Origin of the sequence: Paraburkholderia sp. RL18-085-BIA-A (genome assembly GCF_046027075.1) — a bacterium.
In the GTDB taxonomy this organism is placed as follows: Bacteria; Pseudomonadota; Gammaproteobacteria; order Burkholderiales; family Burkholderiaceae; genus Paraburkholderia.
On the sequence record NZ_JARESU010000023.1, the window covers coordinates 15,749 to 33,799 of the forward strand.

21 protein-coding genes, 1 tRNA gene and 1 pseudogene are annotated in these 18,051 nt (G+C 62.7%); 9 read left to right on the forward strand and 14 right to left on the reverse strand.

Annotated features, from left to right (window positions below):
• The first annotated feature begins 42 nt into the window (after positions 1 to 42).
• The 3 genes from P0D89_RS17705 (at position 43) to P0D89_RS17715 (ending at position 1,569) form a co-directional block, all read left to right on the forward strand.
• Complete coding sequence (locus P0D89_RS17705) at positions 43 to 312, forward strand: hypothetical protein (protein ID WP_408359336.1); 270 nt, start codon at positions 43 to 45, stop codon at positions 310 to 312.
• Positions 313 to 952: 640 nt separating this feature from the next.
• Positions 953 to 1,198, forward strand: coding sequence for a hypothetical protein (locus tag P0D89_RS17710; RefSeq protein ID WP_408359338.1), 246 nt, complete (start codon positions 953 to 955; stop codon positions 1,196 to 1,198).
• A gap of 62 nt (positions 1,199 to 1,260) precedes the next feature.
• Positions 1,261 to 1,569: a hypothetical protein gene (locus P0D89_RS17715; RefSeq protein WP_408359340.1), complete on the forward strand. Its 309-nt coding sequence runs from the start codon at positions 1,261 to 1,263 to the stop codon at positions 1,567 to 1,569.
• 91 nt (positions 1,570 to 1,660) lie between these two features.
• On the opposite strand, the gene P0D89_RS17720 is transcribed toward P0D89_RS17715, so the two are convergent.
• From P0D89_RS17720 to P0D89_RS17740, 5 genes are all read right to left on the reverse strand, one after another.
• Complete coding sequence (locus tag P0D89_RS17720; protein WP_408359342.1) at positions 1,661 to 2,014, reverse strand: DUF551 domain-containing protein; 354 nt, start codon at positions 2,012 to 2,014, stop codon at positions 1,661 to 1,663.
• A 126-nt stretch (positions 2,015 to 2,140) separates the two neighbouring features.
• Complete coding sequence (locus tag P0D89_RS17725; protein ID WP_408359344.1) at positions 2,141 to 2,365, reverse strand: hypothetical protein; 225 nt, start codon at positions 2,363 to 2,365, stop codon at positions 2,141 to 2,143.
• Positions 2,366 to 2,572: 207 nt separating this feature from the next.
• A tRNA-His gene (locus P0D89_RS17730) sits at positions 2,573 to 2,648 on the reverse strand.
• Between the two features lie 88 nt (positions 2,649 to 2,736).
• Complete coding sequence (dusA, locus tag P0D89_RS17735) at positions 2,737 to 3,738, reverse strand: tRNA dihydrouridine(20/20a) synthase DusA (protein ID WP_408359346.1); 1,002 nt, start codon at positions 3,736 to 3,738, stop codon at positions 2,737 to 2,739.
• Positions 3,739 to 3,879: 141 nt separating this feature from the next.
• The gene (locus P0D89_RS17740) at positions 3,880 to 4,221 is read right to left on the reverse strand and encodes a hypothetical protein (RefSeq protein WP_408359348.1); all 342 of its coding nucleotides are present in this window, start codon (positions 4,219 to 4,221) and stop codon (positions 3,880 to 3,882) included.
• A gap of 353 nt (positions 4,222 to 4,574) precedes the next feature.
• Here P0D89_RS17740 and P0D89_RS17745 point away from each other — a divergent pair, with 353 nt between their 5' ends.
• A complete protein-coding gene (locus P0D89_RS17745; protein ID WP_408376949.1) occupies positions 4,575 to 6,233 on the forward strand; it encodes a tetratricopeptide repeat-containing sulfotransferase family protein in 1,659 nt (552 codons plus the stop codon).
• Between the two features lie 48 nt (positions 6,234 to 6,281).
• Here P0D89_RS17745 and P0D89_RS17750 read toward each other — a convergent pair whose 3' ends face one another.
• Both P0D89_RS17750 and P0D89_RS17755 read right to left on the reverse strand, forming a co-directional pair.
• Positions 6,282 to 6,527, reverse strand: a complete 246-nt coding sequence (locus P0D89_RS17750; protein WP_408359352.1) for a hypothetical protein — start codon at positions 6,525 to 6,527, stop codon at positions 6,282 to 6,284.
• 216 nt (positions 6,528 to 6,743) lie between these two features.
• Positions 6,744 to 6,956 carry a DUF3820 family protein gene (locus P0D89_RS17755; RefSeq protein ID WP_408359354.1) on the reverse strand — a complete coding sequence of 71 codons (213 nt, stop codon included), beginning with the start codon at positions 6,954 to 6,956 and terminating at the stop codon, positions 6,744 to 6,746.
• Between the two features lie 138 nt (positions 6,957 to 7,094).
• Between P0D89_RS17755 and P0D89_RS17760 the strand changes: the two genes are divergently transcribed.
• Positions 7,095 to 8,147 (forward strand): NADP(H)-dependent aldo-keto reductase, encoded by a 1,053-nt coding sequence (locus P0D89_RS17760; protein ID WP_408359356.1) that lies wholly within the window; start codon positions 7,095 to 7,097, stop codon positions 8,145 to 8,147.
• A 168-nt stretch (positions 8,148 to 8,315) separates the two neighbouring features.
• Here P0D89_RS17760 and P0D89_RS17765 read toward each other — a convergent pair.
• Positions 8,316 to 8,471: pseudogene (locus P0D89_RS17765) on the reverse strand (MFS transporter); the annotation flags it as partial.
• Positions 8,472 to 8,501: 30 nt separating this feature from the next.
• Positions 8,502 to 9,911, reverse strand: coding sequence for a M20 family metallopeptidase (locus P0D89_RS17770; RefSeq protein WP_408376950.1), 1,410 nt, complete (start codon positions 9,909 to 9,911; stop codon positions 8,502 to 8,504).
• 222 nt (positions 9,912 to 10,133) lie between these two features.
• Here P0D89_RS17770 and P0D89_RS17775 point away from each other — a divergent pair, with 222 nt between their 5' ends.
• Entirely contained in the window at positions 10,134 to 11,096 is a 963-nt protein-coding gene (locus tag P0D89_RS17775) for a LysR family transcriptional regulator (RefSeq protein ID WP_408359360.1), read from the forward strand.
• A 337-nt stretch (positions 11,097 to 11,433) separates the two neighbouring features.
• Positions 11,434 to 11,856 (forward strand): hypothetical protein, encoded by a 423-nt coding sequence (locus P0D89_RS17780; protein WP_408231346.1) that lies wholly within the window; start codon positions 11,434 to 11,436, stop codon positions 11,854 to 11,856.
• A gap of 144 nt (positions 11,857 to 12,000) precedes the next feature.
• Here P0D89_RS17780 and P0D89_RS17785 read toward each other — a convergent pair whose 3' ends face one another.
• On the reverse strand, positions 12,001 to 12,828 hold the full coding sequence (locus P0D89_RS17785; protein WP_408359362.1) for an ABC transporter permease: 828 nt from the start codon (positions 12,826 to 12,828) through the stop codon (positions 12,001 to 12,003).
• Positions 12,829 to 12,921: 93 nt separating this feature from the next.
• Entirely contained in the window at positions 12,922 to 13,836 is a 915-nt protein-coding gene (nodI, locus tag P0D89_RS17790; RefSeq protein ID WP_408359364.1) for a nodulation factor ABC transporter ATP-binding protein NodI, read from the reverse strand.
• 278 nt (positions 13,837 to 14,114) lie between these two features.
• Between nodI and P0D89_RS17795 the strand changes: the two genes are divergently transcribed.
• A complete protein-coding gene (locus P0D89_RS17795; RefSeq protein ID WP_408359366.1) occupies positions 14,115 to 14,579 on the forward strand; it encodes a universal stress protein in 465 nt (154 codons plus the stop codon).
• 78 nt (positions 14,580 to 14,657) lie between these two features.
• On the opposite strand, the gene P0D89_RS17800 is transcribed toward P0D89_RS17795, so the two are convergent.
• The 3 genes from P0D89_RS17800 to lexA form a co-directional block, all read right to left on the reverse strand.
• Positions 14,658 to 15,302 (reverse strand): DUF2939 domain-containing protein, encoded by a 645-nt coding sequence (locus P0D89_RS17800; protein WP_408359368.1) that lies wholly within the window; start codon positions 15,300 to 15,302, stop codon positions 14,658 to 14,660.
• A gap of 157 nt (positions 15,303 to 15,459) precedes the next feature.
• Entirely contained in the window at positions 15,460 to 15,804 is a 345-nt protein-coding gene (locus P0D89_RS17805; RefSeq protein ID WP_408231357.1) for a hypothetical protein, read from the reverse strand.
• Between the two features lie 193 nt (positions 15,805 to 15,997).
• Positions 15,998 to 16,648 carry a transcriptional repressor LexA gene (gene lexA / locus P0D89_RS17810; RefSeq protein WP_408359370.1) on the reverse strand — a complete coding sequence of 217 codons (651 nt, stop codon included), beginning with the start codon at positions 16,646 to 16,648 and terminating at the stop codon, positions 15,998 to 16,000.
• Between the two features lie 314 nt (positions 16,649 to 16,962).
• On the opposite strand from lexA, the gene P0D89_RS17815 reads away from it, so the two are divergent.
• Positions 16,963 to 18,003 (forward strand): sulfate ABC transporter substrate-binding protein, encoded by a 1,041-nt coding sequence (locus tag P0D89_RS17815; protein WP_408359372.1) that lies wholly within the window; start codon positions 16,963 to 16,965, stop codon positions 18,001 to 18,003.
• The last annotated feature ends 48 nt before the right edge of the window (positions 18,004 to 18,051 follow it).

The window sequence follows — 18,051 nt, forward strand, 5'->3', positions numbered from 1 at the left end:
GCAGCGTGCTGCGATTTCTCGAAAATCACGATGGAGACAGCCATGTGGGACAAGATCGAACACAATGGATACGAAGTCTGGGTCCTACCGATCCTTGCATACGGTCCCCCGGCCCCGACCACCTTGTGGCATTACTCGGCCTACATCTGTCGCCACGGTTCCGACGCCCACCTCGCTGGGCAGAGCATTCGCTTCCAGGAACTTGTCGCCACTTTCCGCACTGAAGAAGCAGCCCGAGAGGCGGGGTATGTCGAAGGCAAGCGGCGCGTCGACATGATTCTCAAAGGCGGTTTGGGTGCCGGCAACGGCTGACCACAGCTCTAGTTGTTCAAAATGGAACTCTGGATTCAACCTTGCGCCGCGTGCGCGCACCTGTTTGGGCGGTCGGCGAGCAATGAGCCTGACGAGGCCCTGGCGCTCAACGGTAGGGGCGCGGTCGGAGATGACCGAGTAGAAGAACACTACACCTGCTTGCGATGCCGCGGCGTGTTTGCGCGGATTCTCGCCGGGCCGCCGGAGCGCCAGATTTGGGTGCTGCTGAATGCCGGGCAGCATTGATGGGGTGGTCACCTTCACCTCTCTTTCTATGACGGTTCCAGAAACCGGGAGAACACCATGACTCCGCGCGCGAAGTACTTGGACTACTGGTATGAGATCTCGGCCACGTCGACGGGGCCAGGTGGTTCGCCATGGCAGGGCGAATTGAGACTTGGAAGATCCGAGGCGGACGGAACCGAAGAGATGATTTTGGACCGGCACCTCGTACCAGGCCTCTTCGATACCGAGCCTCAGGCCCGAGACGCCGCCGACGCATATGCCCGCGTATACATCGATCAGCTCTGACCGAAAGGGAGTGACGGCTTGAGTGGTCACGGGGTGGCCTCGACAAGTCCGAGCGAACGCGAGTAGGCAAGGTAGTGCTCAACCTTTGCCACTTCGCAGCGATTGCTACGTGATCAGGCGCCCCGATGTCGAACCAGAATTCTCCGTTCGACAGTTCGCCGAGTCGGTGGGCCATCGCCAGCAAATCATTGATTTCGCCGTACATGCGCTCGGCATTAGTCTCCGGGCGCCCCGGCTGAATCTCGCTCAGTCTGAAGTGCGCTGCCTTCAGCGCGATCTGTGCGACTTCGGCGGCTTCCTCGGCGATCTTGATCAGGAAATACTGCTTGAGCGTCATCACGATCCCACCTCCTGATCCTCCGCAAAAGAAGCGGCGCATAATGTTGAGATTCCGTTGTCAGGACGCTGGAGGTAGATATGACTACTTTTGCTATAGACGCCATTCGCATCAACCCGGCGAACGACAGGATTACCCACGTGCGTTGGGCTCCCGTCGACCCGTTGACGCGTGAATGGTTGTCCCCCACGTCGATTGTCGAGGTCCCCGAAGTTCTCGCCGCGATCCGTCGGGGAGATGCTGTTTGGTCCCTTTTTACGCTTGGCGGCACACGGTATCTGGGGCCAAAAATTGTGACTGTCGCTCACACCGATGGACACGACGGGATTAACACGGATGTCCCTGGCGATCATGTCGAAAAATGCATTGACGATCTGCCGCACGTTTGACCGGATACGTTCAAGGCCGTCGGCGATCATCGTGCAGATCGTTTCTCGGCCGTCGCCAAAGTGGCACTTGTCGACCCATTCGCTCACGATCTCACCTCATATCCCTTGCAGATGAAGCAGGGGCGGCGGGCAGCGGCATCCAGTGCGTGATCTCATCGCCGTCGCCGCAAACCCTCTGATATGCATTGTCGAATTCGCCCCATGTATCCAACCCGCTTTCGAACCAGTCGGTCACTAGCCGGGTATCTTCGTCGTGCCCCGGACCAAGCTCGAACTCGTTTGCATATTCAGCAGCGAAAACATACGTTTGGCCGTCGCGAGCCCGCTTGCACGCCACGATCACACTAACCGTCGTTCCGTTTTCGGCGACTGGTAGGCGGTCGGCAACGCTAATCCATCCGGGCGCTGCATCGTCACCGATGCGGCCGGCAGGTGTTGCCCGCACTTCGGGAGTTGGGACGCGTCCATTCCACTTTTCAGTGTCGTCACTAGCGATCTCGAAGCCGCTCAGAATGCAATCGTTGGCGGGGTGAGGCGCTTGATCATTTCGGTGGTGCAGACGTGGCGCATGTCAGGCAGCCTCCATCGCGGTGGCGCGCACTGTGGAACCTTCAATCAAGAACGCTTCAATCCCTTCGGGGAGTGCCTTGGGCGGCTCTTTGAGGCTCATGAACAGCAATGCCGTGTCGATCAGGTTCGCGTAGGCGAGGTCGTCGAGCCAGTACAGCAGCCGGTCGCGCTCCTCGCCTCGGTCTTGTTCCAAACCCGAGTTAAGCGACCCAATAAATCTCTCCAAGCGTCGTCTGCCTGATCAAGATTCTTTGTGGTGCGCATGCGTTCCAAATCTTCTTGCGCATGCCGTAGTTCGTTGCGCGCAGCTGTCAGTTTTTTGCCCATGGCTCTTTCGCGTCGCAGTCCAGATTCCGAAAACAAAAAAGCCGTTCCGAATTTCATATTCCGGAACGGCTCTTAATGCTTAACTGCTTGATACTTCAGAATTCTTTGGGGTGGCTGATGGGGCTCGAACCCACGACAACAGGAATCACAATCCTGGACTCTACCAACTGAGCTACAGCCACCACTGACATCTGCTTGACTTGCCTAGAAACTTGGCTCGCCGATGAAGAAACGAGATTATACGAACAAGAATCCCGTTTGCCTAGTCCTTTATTCAAAAATTTCGACGGGCTCGCGCAGATGCTGTCTTGCCTCGTCGAAGATGCTCAGGTCGCGCGCGGCGAGGCGTTTGCTATCGGACAAAACACGACGCCATCCACGGGCACCGGCCTCGCCGCGGTAAAGACCGAGCGCGTGACGCGTGATCGCACCGAGATACGTGCCGCGCGCCATTTCAGCCGCGCAATATTCGATCAGCTTGGCTTCGACCTGCTCGCGAGTCAGCGGCGCTTGCGTGGACCCATAGAACCGCGCATCGACCTCCCCTAACACATACGGGTTGTGGTAAGCCTCGCGCCCGAGCATCACGCCATCGACGTGTTGAAGATGCAGGTCGACTTCATCGAGCGTCTTGATGCCGCCGTTGATGATGATCTCCAGTTCCGGAAAGTCGCGCTTCAACTGGTACGCGTAGTCGTATTTGAGCGGCGGAATCTCGCGATTCTCCTTCGGGCTCAAACCTTTGAGGATCGCATTGCGCGCGTGCACGATGAACACGTTGCAACCCGCGTCCGCGATCGTGCCGACGAAATCGCGCACGAAGCCGTATTCCTCGACCGCGTCGACGCCAATGCGATGCTTGACCGTGACCGGCACCGAGACCACATCGCGCATGGCCTTCACGCAGTCGGCGACGAGTTGCGGCTCGTTCATCAGGCATGCGCCGAATGCGCCGCGCTGCACGCGCTCCGACGGGCAGCCGCAGTTCAGATTGATTTCGTCGTAACCCCATTGCTCGCCGAGTCTGGCCGAGCGGGCGAGGTCGTCGGGTTCACTGCCGCCGAGTTGCAGCGCGACCGGCGCTTCGTCGGGCGTGAAGCCGAGATGGCGCGGCACATCGCCGTGCAGCAACGCGCCCGTCGTCACCATTTCCGTGTACAGCCACGTGCGGCGCGAGATCACGCGATGCAGCGAGCGACAGTGGCGATCGGTCCAGTCCATCATCGGCGCGACGGAAACGCGGCGCGGGCTGGGAGTTTGAGGTGAAGACATGGGACGGCCAGGCGGCTTGAATCAAAACATCGATTTTACCGCAAGGTGGGCAAGCGCCTGCTCGGGCTGAAGAAGTCAGGTCGGCGAGGCCTACAGTGCTACGTCGTACAACCGCGCTCAAGCCATCAACCGTCGACGGCCTCAATGCCCATGTCCACCATGTCCGCCGCCGCCGCCGCCGCTGCTCCACGTGCCGCCGTGTGATCCGCCATAACCGCCGCCGTGCCAGCCACCGCCATGCCAGCCGCCATGACCGTGCCAATGGCCGCCACCTCCATGGTAGTAATAACAGCATGGACCACCGCCCCAACCGCCCCAGATGCCGACCGTCCCGTAAGCCGGCACATACGGCGGCCCATACGCGTATCCATAGCCCGGGTAGTAGGGCTGCGCGTACGCATAGTCGTATCCCGGCGCGACCGCGCATCCGGTGAGACCTGCCGCCAGGATTATCAGGGCAATTGATGCAACGAGCCTGCTCACGATCTTCTCCTTCACATATAAGCATCAGAAAAATCGCGTGCGATGGAGTTCAGCAGCATTTGTGTCCGCGCATTACCGCATGTCGCGTGCCTGTACGCGTCGCTTATTTTGTTGAGGCGGCCGAACCCCATCGCCACCGACCACTGCGCGAGTCTTCCCGAGCCTTACCGATGCGCTGTGCTGTAACAGTTGGTTAACTATTCGAAAAGGAATTGTAGGGGGCGCTTGCTAATTTCTGTTCGGACAATTGCCTTTGAATCCGCACTCATGCTTGCACTGCCGCAGGACGAAAAAGAACGCCACACTCATTGCCAGGATCGCGCGACGCGAGACCTGCCCACCTCCGGCCGTCGATGAAGCACGATTCCCAGCCGGCTAGCGCATCGGCATGGCGCGCACAAGGCGATGCGAGCATCGTACGCGGCGACATCGCCGCCGCGCTGCAATGTTTCGAAGCCGGCCGCGCGCTCGCTCCCGACGACGCCGTCAACTACGAACGCCTCGCCGCGACGCTTGCCGCATTGAAGCGTTTTCCCGAAGCCGCCGGCCATTATCGCGAGGCGATTGTGCGCGATCCGTCCAACGCCGATTCGCATCACGGACTCGGCTGGACGCTCGAGCAGATGCAGCAACTCGAACCGGCGGTGGCAGCCTATCGCGAAGCGGTGCGCCGCAAGCCGGGTGCCGACGGTTCGAACAACAACATGGGCAACTGCCTGCAGGCACTCGGCCGTTTCGACGAAGCGCATGAAGCGTATCGCCGCGCGATCGACAGTGCGCCGCGCGTGCCGCTGTATTACCGCAACTTTGTGCAGACCGCGCGCCTTGCGGCCGACGACCCCGTGTTCGCGTCGCTGGAGCGGCTCGTCGGTGACGCCGCGTCGCTGGACGAGGCCGCTCAGGCGGAACTTCACTTCGCGTATGGTGAAGCGCTGTCCGGCCTGGGCCGCCATGATCCATCGTTCGATCATCTTCTGAAAGGCAACGCGTTGCAACGTGTCGGCCTGCGTTATAACGAAGCCGAATCGCTCCGCCTGTTCGCGCATTTGCCGCAGCTGCTGACTTCAGATGCGCTCGTGACTGCACGTGGCCTGGGTGATGCGTCGGCGGCGCCGATTTTTATCATTGGCATGCCGCGCTCCGGGTCGACGTTGATCGAGCAGATTCTCGCGAGCCACCCTCAGGTGTTCGGCGCGGGCGAGCGCACGGAATTCGGCGAGGCGCTGATGAAGTGCATCCAGCGCGATCCCGGCGATCCGTTGAGGATCAGTATCGACGCGTTGCACGAAGCCGGCGCGGCGCAATGGCGCACGCTCGGCGCCGACTATCTGCAACTGATGCACCGCGCGCTGCCGGAAATCGAGGGCGATGCGCGAGCGTCGATGGAACCTGAAGCACGACACAACGTGCAACGCAATGCGCGACACGAAGCACCGCACGAAGCACCGCGCTACACCCATTTCACCGACAAATATCCGTTCAACTTCATCAACGTCGGGCTGATCCATCTGGCGTTGCCGAACGCGCGCTTCATCCATAGCCGCCGTTCGCCATTGCAGACCTGCCTGTCGATCTTTTCGCGGATTTTTCGCGACGTGCCGTTCGGCTACGACCTCGGTGAACTCGGCCGCTACTATCGCGCCTACGATGCGCTGATGGCGCACTGGCGAAGCGTGCTGCCCGAGGGCGTGATGCTCGAGGTCGACTACGAGGAACTGGTCGGCGATCTGGAGGGCAATGTGCGCCGGATGCTCGCGCACTGTGGACTCGAATGGGATGAACGCTGTCTCGCGTTTCATCAGACGACGCGTCAGGTGATCACGGCCAGCTCGGCGCAGGTGCGCCGTCCGCTGTACAGGACCTCGCTGCAACGCTGGCAGCCGCGGCAGGCATTGCTCGCGCCGCTGCTCGATGCGCTGGGCCCGGAGTTGGGGGCGGCCGGCGGCCTGAACGAGCACGCGACTGGCGCGGTGGCGCAACGTGCGGAGTCGGGCGGGGAAGGCGAATCGTGACGTGCGCGTCGTCTGGCGTCGCGACGGCAGCGACGCCTTTATCCCGCGTTAATGCAGCGCGGCAGCAGAATGATGCAGCGCCGGGTACACGCCGATGATGAACGCCGCATAGATCGCGGCCATCGTCACGCCGGCTGCCGTGCCCCAGATATCGCGCGACGCGGCGCCCTGGCGAAAATGCAAGGGCAGTCCGACGATCACATAGCCGATCAGAAAAAAAACGATCACCGCGCGCACAGGCGAGAGATCGTGACCGAGAAAGTCCAGCAACGCGGACAGGCTGAATTCAGACATGGACAGGCAGGGCAGGCAAGGTCATATGCAAAGGCGCGTGCGGTTTTCGATCATTCGTGATCGCGCGACGACCTATGCCGATTAAAGTCCACGGGGCCGCGCGGTGCAAGAAAAATACTGTATAAATTTGTACGGGCTTACATGGCTTGCACGATGCCTGCGTCGCAACTTTCGTCCGGCTTGCCAGGGCTTCAGCCGGCTTTGATCGCGAGCACGTCAGCGCTTGCGCAAAGGCTCGAGCAGCGGCTTCAAACCGTTGTGATCGATCTCGTGCATCAACGCGAGCAGGCGGCCGATCTCACCCGGCGGAAAGCCCTGGCTCGCGAACCAGTTTAGATAGTGGCCCGGCAGGTCCGCAATCACGCGGCCTTTATATTTTCCGTAGGGCATCACACGCGTGACCAGCAGTTCGAGGTGTTCGGGATTCATCGCAGAAGAGGGGGTGCCAGGCTCATTGAGCGGGGGAAAGCGGACGGCCCGCCGCATCGGCATTCTAGCCTTGCTGCAGGCATCGCGCCGGCGTGGTAACTTCTGCGCTTTCCGATTACATTCGACAGGACAAACTAGATGGAATACCGCAGACTCGGCGACTCCGACGTGCAGGTTAGCCTGATTGGTCTGGGCACCATGACGTGGGGCGAGCAGAACACCGAACAGGAAGCGCACGCGCAGATCGACTACGCGCTCGATCACGGCGTCAACCTGATCGACACCGCGGAAATGTACCCGGTGCCGCCGCGCGCCGAAACACAAGGTTCGACGGAACGCTACATCGGCACGTGGCTCGCGCAGCATCGCAGCGCGCGAGAGAAAATCGTGCTCGCCACCAAGATCGCCGGACCAGCGCGTCAGCCGCACAACCCACGCCATATTCGCGGCGCAGGCAACCAGTTCGACCGCCAGAATCTGACCGAGGCGCTCAACGACAGCCTCAAGCGCCTGCAAACGGATTACGTCGATCTGTATCAGCTGCACTGGCCGGATCGCAGCACGATGACGTTCGGCCGTCCCGCGTATCCGTGGGTCGACGACGCGTACACGGTGCCGATCGAAGAAACGCTGTCGGTGCTCGCCGAGTTCGTGAAGGCGGGCAAGGTGCGCCACATCGGCGTGTCGAACGAAACGCCTTGGGGTGTCGCACAATTCCTGCGCGCCGCCGAAAAGCTCGGCTTGCCGCGCATCGTCAGCATCCAGAATCCGTACAGCCTGCTGAACCGCACCTATGAAGTGGGCCTGTCCGAGTACGCGCATCGCGACAACATCGGCTTGCTCGCCTATTCGCCGCTCGCGTTCGGTTGGCTGTCGGGCAAGTACGAAGGCGGCGCGCGTCCGGCCGGCGCCCGCATCACGCTGTTCGAGCGCTTCCAGCGCTACAGCAAGCCGCAAGCGGTGCAGGCGACCACGCGTTACGTCGAGCTGGCGAAGCGCCATGGCTTGTCGCCCGCGCAATTTGCGCTTGCGTTCGTCAATAGCAGGCCGTTCGTGACCAGCAATCTGATCGGCGCGACATCGCTCGATCAGTTGAAGGAAAACATCGCCACTGCCGAAGTGAAGCTGTCGCCGGGAGTGCTCGCGGAGATCGACGCGTTGCATGAATTGCAGCCGAATCCGGCGCCTTGATGCGATGGTCGCGCGGCCGTTTTCGAGTGCTTTGTTCGGCGCAATGTCGGATAGGGCTCAAGCCGCGCTTCAGTTTGTCCCGTCCCGGCCTTCACGCCGGGACAGCTGCAATGCATCCTCCGATGAGTTGCGCCAGTTTCACCAGCGTTGCGCAGCCCGCCTGCATCCTCAGCGGATCTTCAACTTCGCCCGCACCGCATCAAGCGCAAGCAGACTCTTCCCCGCGCAGAACATCAGATAAAAGCCCGGTGCGAGCCGGTTGCCGCTCGCGTCGATCAGCCACGTAATCACGAACGGCGCGAACCCGCCGAACACCATCACGCCGATGCGTTAAGGCTTCGTTCGGCCCGCGGCTCACGCGGCGTGAGCCGCAGGTGCCTTTGCGCGCGGCGAGTTCTCGCCGAGATCCCAAAACAACCCGGCCATCATTTGCAATCCCTCGCGCACCACCGGCCCGAGCAGGTGCTCGTTCGGCGCGTGCTGCGAGCAGGCCGGGTACGAGTGCGGTACCCAGATGGTCGGCAGACCGAGCGTGTCGGAGAACACTTCGTTCGGCAGCGTGCCGCCCAGATTCGGAAGCACCGCGGTCTTCTTGCCGGTGGTCTGTTCGAGCGACGCGACGGCCCATTTGACCCAGGGATCGTCCGGGTCCAGACGCGTGGCCGGTGCGCCGCGCTCGACGGCGATCTCCACCAGCGAGAAGCCATGCGCATCCAGATGCGTGCGCAGATGCTGTTCGAGGTGCGTCCAGTCGGTGCCGACCACGAAGCGCAACTGACAATGCGCGTACGCCGATGGCGGAATCGCGTTGACCGGGTTCTCCGGATTGCCGGCCTTGAAGGCCAGCACTTCGAAGCTGTTCCAGCCGAACACGCGCTCGGGCGCCGTGAGGCCTGGCTCCCCCCAGTTGTCGTCGATATCCGGGTCGCCGGGGCCGCCGCCTACCGTGAGGTCGGCGAGCGCGCGGCGCACGGCGTCGGGCAGCGGCGGCGGACGCAGGCCGTCGACGGCGATCACGCCGCGCGCATCGACGAGGCTCGCCAGCGCGTTCGCCAGCACCGTGGCCGGGTTGCGTAGCAGGCCCCCCCAGTTGCCAGAGTGATGCGCGCCGTCGCGCAGATTGAGCGACAGCTTGAAGTTCACCGCGCCGCGCGAGCCGAGGAACACGGTCGGCCGCCGCGCGGCGACACGCGGGCCGTCGGAGGCGATCAGCACGTCGGCCGCCAGCTCGTCGCGGTGCGCGCGGCAGATCGCGTCGAGTCCCGGCGAGCCGGTCTCTTCCCCCATCTCGATCAGCAGTTTCGCGTTGAAGCCGAGCCGGCCGCCGCGCGCTTCCAGCACGCTCGCCAGCGCGGCCAGGTTGATGGTGTGCTGGCCCTTGTTGTCGGCGGTGCCGCGGCCGAACCAGCGCTCGCCTTCGACCATCACGGCCCACGGCGTCAGCGGTGCGCGCCACTGGCTGTCGTAGCCGCGCACGACGTCGCCGTGGCCGTAGATCAGCACGGTCGGCAGATGGTCGCCCTCATGGCGGCTCGCGATCAGGAACGGCCCGAAGCCGCCCACCGGGTTGTCGACGATGTGTGTGCTGAAACCGAGGCGCGCGGCTTCGGGCGCGATCTCGTCGGTCAGATACGACAGCAGTACGGCGGCGCGATCGCCTTCCTGACTTTCGGTGCGAAAGCCGACGCGGCGGTTGAGGTCCTCCAGGAAGGCGCCTGATTCGAAATGCTGGGTCGCGTGTTCGATCGCCTGGGTGCGGCTCATGGGGTGTCTCCATTGCGGGGTGCGGGGGCGGTGGCGCGTGGCCGGATGCCCGCTCGGCATCGGCCTCTGGCCTATCGTGTCGAACCGATTCTAGGAGGCCGTTTTTTTTGTCACAATGATCGTGTTTCGAATCTTGCGTTGCCGAAAAGGCAAAGCTCAACGCGTGCAGGCGCGCTCGCGGATTTCAACGTGCGCTCGCGCCTCGCTGCACAAGGCGTCCCCATGGCACTTTCGCTACATGGCATTGCATTGCGCTACTTCGTAGAAGTCGCGCGCACCGGCTCGCTCAGCGACGCGTCGCAACGCCTGCATGTCGCCGTATCGGCAATCAGCCGGCAGGTTGCGCGGCTCGAAAGCGAACTCGGCGCGGCGCTGTTCGAGAGGCGTCCGCGCGGCATGGCGCTGTCCGAAGCCGGCGAGCGACTGCTGGCCTACGCGCAGCGCAGCCTGCTCGAAGCCGAGCATGTGATGAAGGAGATCGGCGGTATCGAGACCTTGCACGGCAGCATGATCAAGGTGGTCAGCTCGGAGGGGTTCGCCGCGGACTTCCTGCCCGCGGCTATGGCGAGTTTTCGCGGTCACTATCCGGGAATCGATTTCACGCTGTCCGTGGTGTCGCCGGGCGAAGCGACGCGCCGCGTGCGCGACGGCGACGCCGATCTCGCGTTGACCTTCAGCCTCGCGCCGGAGAAGGGCGTCAAGGTCGAGCACACCGAGCGCGCGCCGGTGCTGGCGCTGCTGCGCGCCGATCATCCGTTGGCCGCGCGCGCGAAGGTATCGCTTGCCGATGTACGGCACTATCCGCTGGTGCTGCCCGAGCCGGGCACGACGATCCGCCAGCTGATCGACATTACGTGCGCGCTCGAAGGCATCCTGCTCGAGCCCGAGCTCACGTGCAACAACAGCGGCGCAATGTATCGCTATGCGCAGAAGTCCGGCGCAATCATGTTCACAGGCCTGCTGTCCGTGCGCGATCGCTATGCGGGCGACGGCTTCGTCGTGATGCCGCTCACGCATCCACAGATGCGCCAGCGCAGCATTCAGGTGCAGACCATGGCGGGGCGTGAACTGCCGCCGTCGGTGCGGGCCTTCCGCGATCATCTGATCGCCGAGATCGGAGGTGCGAAGCCGGGCGAAGCGGGTGGGTCGAAGGCGGCGCGCAAGCGGAGCGCGCGGGTGCGCTAGCGTCGCGCGAGTAGCATTCGATATGGAAATTGGCCAGGGAGCGTCTGCGGAGGCATTGCGGCATACAACGGGCGGAGCGCGTGACGTTGATACCGTTCGTCACCAATCGGGAGGCAAATGTCCCTGCCGGAACCCGATTCGCGACCTAAACTGAGGTGGACGAGGAGACCGGGAAGAATAGCGCTGCGAGCGCCATGCCCGCGCATGCCCAAAGCACTGCACGGCTGGCGATGCTGCAACGCACACCAGTGGTACGATTCAGCCCGAAAAATGGAGCGCGGTGCGCAATCGACGCCGTGTGCCGTACACAACAGAGCGATAGGACCAAGGACATCGAATGGCCCAACAAAAAACCAACCCGAAACTCGAGCAGGCGCTGACGCGTGGGGATCTGGCAATCCGACAGGCGAACTCGGCGCGAGCGACAGCGTTGCTGCGCGCGCTGGCCAAGATGATCGTCGAGGCGTCGGCGACCATCGGCGTGGAAGCGTTCACGCTGATTCCCGATGGCGACAAGATTTACGATCCGGCCGACGGACTGTGGCCGCAGGAATTGCAGATCTCGCTCGACGGTCCCGTCGAGGAAGCCGATCCGGACGAAGTGCGCACGGTGCGTCTGATCGCCGACGATCCGGCCACGGTGTTCCGGGTTGAATGGCAGCGCGCCGATGGGAAGATCGGGCGTCAGGATGGCGGGCCGTTCGCGACGGTCGCGTTTATCTCCGACGTGGATATTCCGTGGACGGACGACGAGGACTGAAGCGGGTTGGTTGAGTGCGGGCGCGAGGTGTGGAGTGCCGGGCGCCTCGCGTGACGCAACTGCAACCGCGGCAGTAACTAAAAGAAGTTGCAGTGGGTTCGCTGCATGCCCGCTAGCCGTCTGCGGTTCCTCAAAGGCATTGACTTATTTCATCATCCGGCGGCGAAACAGAATCGCCGACACGATAAACCCGCCCACCGCATAAGCCGCCAGCACGGCCAGATGCAACACCGCGTGGTCGATGGGCCGCGCCAGCATCGCCGGGCGGATCAGATCGACCGAGTGAGCGAGCGGCAGCAAGCCGGTCACAAACCGTGCGGCGGCGGGCAGTTGCGATGCGGGAAAGAACACACCGGAGAGCAACAGCATCGGCGTCAAGACCAGCGTCTGGTAAAACATAAAAAAATCATACGAGGGCGCGAGCGCCGTCACCACCATCGCGATACTCGCGAACGCAAGCCCGGTCAGGATGATGACCGGCAACGCCAGCAGCATCGACGGGAAATTCGCATAGCCCAACACGCCGGCCACCAGCATGATCGCTGCGCCCGACAGCATCGACTTGCTGCCCGCCCACATCACCTCGCCGAGCACGATGTCGCCGAGCGTGAGCGGCGTGTGCATGATCGCTTCCCACGTGCGCTGTACGTGCATGCGCGAAAAGCCCGAATACGTCGACTCGAAACTCGCCGACATCATGACACTCGACGCCACCGTGCCCGCCGCCAGAAACGCGATGTACGACACGCCGTCGACATGCCCGACCATCAGCCCGAGTCCGAAGCCGAGGCCGAACAGATAGATCATCGGATCGGCGAGATTGCCGAACATCGACGCGAGCGCGAGCTTCTTCCACACCAGATAGTTGCGGCGCCATACCGCGATCCAGTTCACCGCGTTGGCCGGGAAGGCGCCGAAGGGCTCCTGCTTCGACGGCGTGTCGCCCGGGGCTTCGTAAGTGCGTGCGTCCATTGCGTGTCTCGTGCGGGGGCGTTGCTGTGGCGTGGCGGTTTCGTTGCGGTGGCGTTATAGCTAGCGAGAGGGTGCTCGCATCAATGCGCGCCTTCAATCCTGCATCTCGCGACCGGTGAGCCGCAGGAACACGTCTTCCAGATTCGCCGGCCGATGCAGATAGCGCAGATCGGCGCGTTGCTTGAGCCGCGCGTGCACCGGCTGCGCGTCGTTCACGTAGCAGAACAGCGTCTCGCCGCTGATTTCCGTGCGCTCGACCAGCGGCGCCAGTTCATCGCGCAACGCAAGCGGATCGGGTCCGAAGATCTCGATCACATCGCAGCCGATCTCGGAGGCGATCAGCGCGCTCGGCGCGCCTTCGGCGATCTTGCGTCCTTCCTCGATCACGCACAGCCGGTGACAAAGCCGTTCGGCTTCTTCCATGAAGTGCGTGGTCAGCAGGATGGTCTTGCCGCGCGTGAGCAACGACCGCAGCCGCTCCCAGATCAGATGCCGCGCCTGCGGATCGAGCCCGGTGGTCGGCTCGTCCATGATCAACACGTCGGGATCGTTGATGAGCGCGCGCGCCAGCGTGAGACGCCGCTTCATGCCGCCCGACAACTCGCTCACGCGGGAATCCGCCTTGCTCTCGAGGCGCGCGAATTCGAGCAGCGACGGCACCGCCGCGCGACATTGCGCGGCGCTCATGCCGAAGTAGCGGCCGAACACCAGCAGATTCTCGCGCACCGTGAAATCGGGATCGAGATTGTCGAACTGCGGCACCACGCCGACCCGAGCCCGTGCCACGCGCGCGCGGCCGGGGATCGGTTCGCCGCACAGCCGGATCGCGCCGGCGTCGGGCGCCGCGATGCCGAGCAGCATGCGCAGCGTGGTGGTTTTGCCCGCGCCGTTTGGGCCGAGCAGGCCGAAACATTCCCCGGCGTTCACATGAAACGACAGTCCGTCAACGACCGTCTTTTCGCCGTAGTTCTTTTTGACCTCGTGGAATTCAATGGCGGCTTCAGGCATAACTATCGATCGAGGCTCCGGAAAACGGCGTTGATGGCCGGGAAGGCCGCCTATTCTAGGCTATCGCCGGCTAACGTCGAGTGGCGGCGAGTCGTTTCAGCGAGCCTCTTTTGCACTGCGCCATTGGCCCGCAAAAGCATCGCGATGGACGACCAATGTAGCGCGCACCGGGTTAGGGCGCGCCAGTTGCACACTTAGCGTTTTCCATCCCTTGCCAGTTGAATTGCGGCGCACCATGATTGATTCAGACCGCGCTTTCCGCGCGAAGGGAGAAAACCATGGCGAGCTACCAAAAAATCCTGCTGTGCTACGACGGCTCGCGCGAAGGCCGTAAAGCCCTGCGTTGCGGCGCCGACCTCGCGTTGGATCTGAAGGCGGAAACGCATCTGCTGTCCGTGGTCGACATGCGCTCCAGCATTGCGCAAAGCGCGGGCCTGCTGACCGATGTGGCGTGCGGCAGTTTTGAAAAGACCGCGCGCGATATTCTGCAGGAAGGGGTGAACTGGCTCACCGAGCGGGGCGTGAATGCGCAAGGGCATTTCGCGTTCGGCCATCCGATCGACGAGATCGCCAACCTCGCCAATGAATTGCATGTCGACCTCGTGGTGGTCGGGCATCGCTGCCGCACCGGCTTGTCGAGGTGGTGGATGGGCGCGGGCAATACGCCTTTGCTCGACCGGGTGTCGTGCAGCATTCTGGTGGCCTGTTCTTCCGCGCAGGAGCAGCAGCAAGCCGCGGCTTGAGGCGGCTTACCGCTTGATGCCCGCTGTGCGCAAACGGGCAGTGCGTCGGTCGAGTGGCTGGCCGTCAGGGCCAGCCGATCACTCGTTCAGATTAATTGCGGCCAGCTTCCACGTGAACAGACCTTCGCGCCTGAAAATCGCCGAGTAATGCGCGGCGTCCTCGCCGCCACGCCGGTAGGTGACGACGAACTCGTTGAGGCTGCGATAACCCGCCGAGGTTTGCCGTTGCGCGGGAGCAGCGTTGCCATTGGCGCTGTTGTTGGCATCACCGGCGGCAGGCGACGCGGGTGTTTCCGCGGCCGTAGGCGGGGCATTGTTCGCGGCAGCCCCTTCGGGTGGGCGCTCGCCCGGGTCGCCGTGCGGCGGCATACCGTTCAGCAAGGCCGCGACGCCGTCCGGTGTCGCATAAGCGTCGACTAGCGGACCGATCAGCGTCACGCCGATCATTGCGCCGATGGTGGCGAGTTTGCTGTTGTTATCCGCGTCCAGCCGACGTGTCAGCAAGCCGGCGATCTGCAGCTTCAGGCTGTCGCGCAACGCGGGGAAATCCACATACTGATTGACGGTTTCAACGTCGCGCGCATCGGCCGCGCGTTTGAGATTGTTCAGTGCGATATACGGTGATGCGTAAGCAAACCCGAACACGGCGATCACCACAATCACGATCAGCGTGATGATCAGCGGCCGGGTGGCGCTGCCTTTGTTGCGTGTCGGAACTGTCATCGAGCGGGACTCCCCATCAGGTTTGATCTAACGTGGACCTCGGTCACGCAGAAACCATCCCATTCTAGGCAAATTCCGCTGGCTAGTCTGGAAAGGGCGAAACAGCGAACGATTACGTGCGATGCATCAGGCAACTGCTGGCGGGCTCAACACTTAGTCAAGACTCGAACACCGCGCCGTGGACATTGGCTTCGTCGGCAATGCATCGGTCGATCATGCGGCACACCGCGTCGACCGTGCCGACCATGATCAGCCGCGACGGCCCGTGATAGACCCGCACCGGCGCGCGACGCGCCGGCTCGGCCGTGTTCAACCCCGAGTTCAATGACACGCGAGCAAATGCGGGCAACGCAGAAGGCAGGCTCGCTGCCTCGGCGGGTGTGTCGAACAGCGACGCGGTATTCGCCGCGGCCGCTTCGATCAATGAGCAAGGCACCAGATTGCGCAAATGGCGCAGACGACCGAACTGGCGAAAAGGCAGCAGGCGGGCAAGGCGTTCCATGAGTCTCTCCAGGCGATGCAGCGTTGATGCAGTGTGAGTGTGGCCAATAGTTACAAGCGAGGCACAAGCGAGGCACAAGCGAGGCACAAGCGAGGCACAAGCGAGGCACAAGCGAGGCACAAGCGAGGCACAAGCGAGGCACAAGCGACGTATCTGCGACGTATCTGCGACGCCAAGGCGCCGCGCTTGCGGCTTAAAACTCGCCGGGACGAATCAGCCCCACGGCGATGCCTTCCAGCGCGAATTCCGCACTGCCGGTCTCAACGAAGATGTTCTCGTAATCCGGGTTCTCGGCGATCAGCTCGATGCCGTTGGACCGGCGCTTCAGGCGCTTGACCGTGACGTCGTCGCCGAGGCGGGCAATGATGATCTGGCCGTCTTTCGCTTCGCTCCTCTTTTGCACCGCGAGCAGATCGCCGTCGAAGATGCCCGCGTCGCGCATGGACAGCCCGCGCACCTTCAGCAGGTAGTCAGGCTTGCTCGAGAACAGCGCCGGGTCGCACGCGTAGTGCTGCGAGATATGTTCCTGCGCGAGGATCGGGCTGCCGGCTGCCACCCGGCCGATCAGCGGCAGTGACAGTTGCATGATGCTGGCATGCGGCAACGTGAACTGGTACGGAGCCTCGTCCGGGCCCGCCAGCAGGCGGATGCCGCGCGACGCGCCGGCCGCGAGTTCGATTACGCCCTTGCGAGCGAGCGCGCGCAGGTGTTCTTCTGCCGAGTTGGCCGAGCTGAAGCCCAATTCGGCGGCAATCTCCGCGCGGGTGGGCGGAAAACCAGTGCGTTCGATCGCCCGGCGGATCAGATCGAATACCTGCTGCTGTCGTGCGGTGAGTTTTGTCATGGCCACTGTATGAATGAACAGGTGACTGTATTTTTATACAGTATTCGGCGCAATTCAAGCTTTACTTTAAGTTCGCTGGCTGGGGTGGCGTTCCAGCGCCGCTCTGCGACGTCGAAACAGCCGTTTTCGTGCCGCAACGCCTTATCCAGCTGCCATTACCACTTTTGCGTATTAAAAAATGAAGAAACATTATTTTTAATGATGAAAGCGCTTCGATAGACTGGCCTCCGAGTTGGCGCTCATGTGCACGTGACCGCGACGCAAAACGACACCAGACGCTGTTTCAGCGGACCACAACGCGGAGAAGATCGAACATGAACCATCGACACACGGGGCTGGCGGGCAGGACCAGGCAACTCATCGCGGCGCTCGCGTTCGGCGCGGCCGGCGTGCTCGGCACAATCACCCAGGCGCACGCCGCCGACACTACGCTGCTGAACGTTTCCTACGATCCGACGCGCGAGTTGTATCAGGACGTCAACCAGGCGTTCGGCAAGGAATGGAAGGCCAAAACCGGCGAATCGATCACTTTCAAGCAGTCGCACGGCGGCTCAGGCGCGCAGGCGCGCTCGGTGCTGGACGGTTTGCAGGCTGACGTCGTGACGCTGGCGCTCGCCTACGACATCGACGCGCTCGCCAGCAAGGGCCTCGTCGACAAAGGCTGGCAAAAGCGCCTGCCGGACAACGCGGCGCCGTACACGTCGACCATCGTGTTCCTCGTGCGCAAGGGCAACCCGAAGCACATCAAGGACTGGGACGATCTGATCAAGCCGGGCGTGTCGATCGTCACGCCGAATCCGAAGACCTCGGGCGGCGCGCGCTGGAACTATCTGGCGGCGTGGGCGTATGCCGAACATCAGCCGGGCGGCAATGCGCAGAAGGCGAAGGAGTTCGTCGGCAAGCTGTACAGGAACGCGGGCGTGCTGGATTCGGGCGCGCGTGGCGCGACCACCAGCTTCGTGCAGCGCGGTATCGGCGACGTGTTGATCGCTTGGGAAAACGAGGCGTTCCTGTCGCTGAAGGAGTTTGGTCCGGAGAAGTTTGAAATCGTCGTGCCGTCGGTGAGCATTCTGGCCGAACCGCCGGTCGCGGTGGTCGACAAGGTCGTCGACAAGCACGGCACGCGCAAGCTCGCCGAAGCGTATCTGAACTTTCTGTACAGCGAAGAGGGCCAGGAGATCGCCGCGAAGAACTTCTACCGGCCGCGTTCGAACAAGGTGCCGGCCGACCTGACCGCGAAGTTTCCGAAGCTGAAGCTGTACACGGTGGACGATTCGTTCGGCGGCTGGGCGAACGCGCAGAAGACGCACTTTGCCGACGGCGGCGTGTTCGATTCGATCTACCAGCCACAGTAAGTCTGCCGATGCCTGCCTTGTTGTCCGGCATCGGCATCGGCATCGACG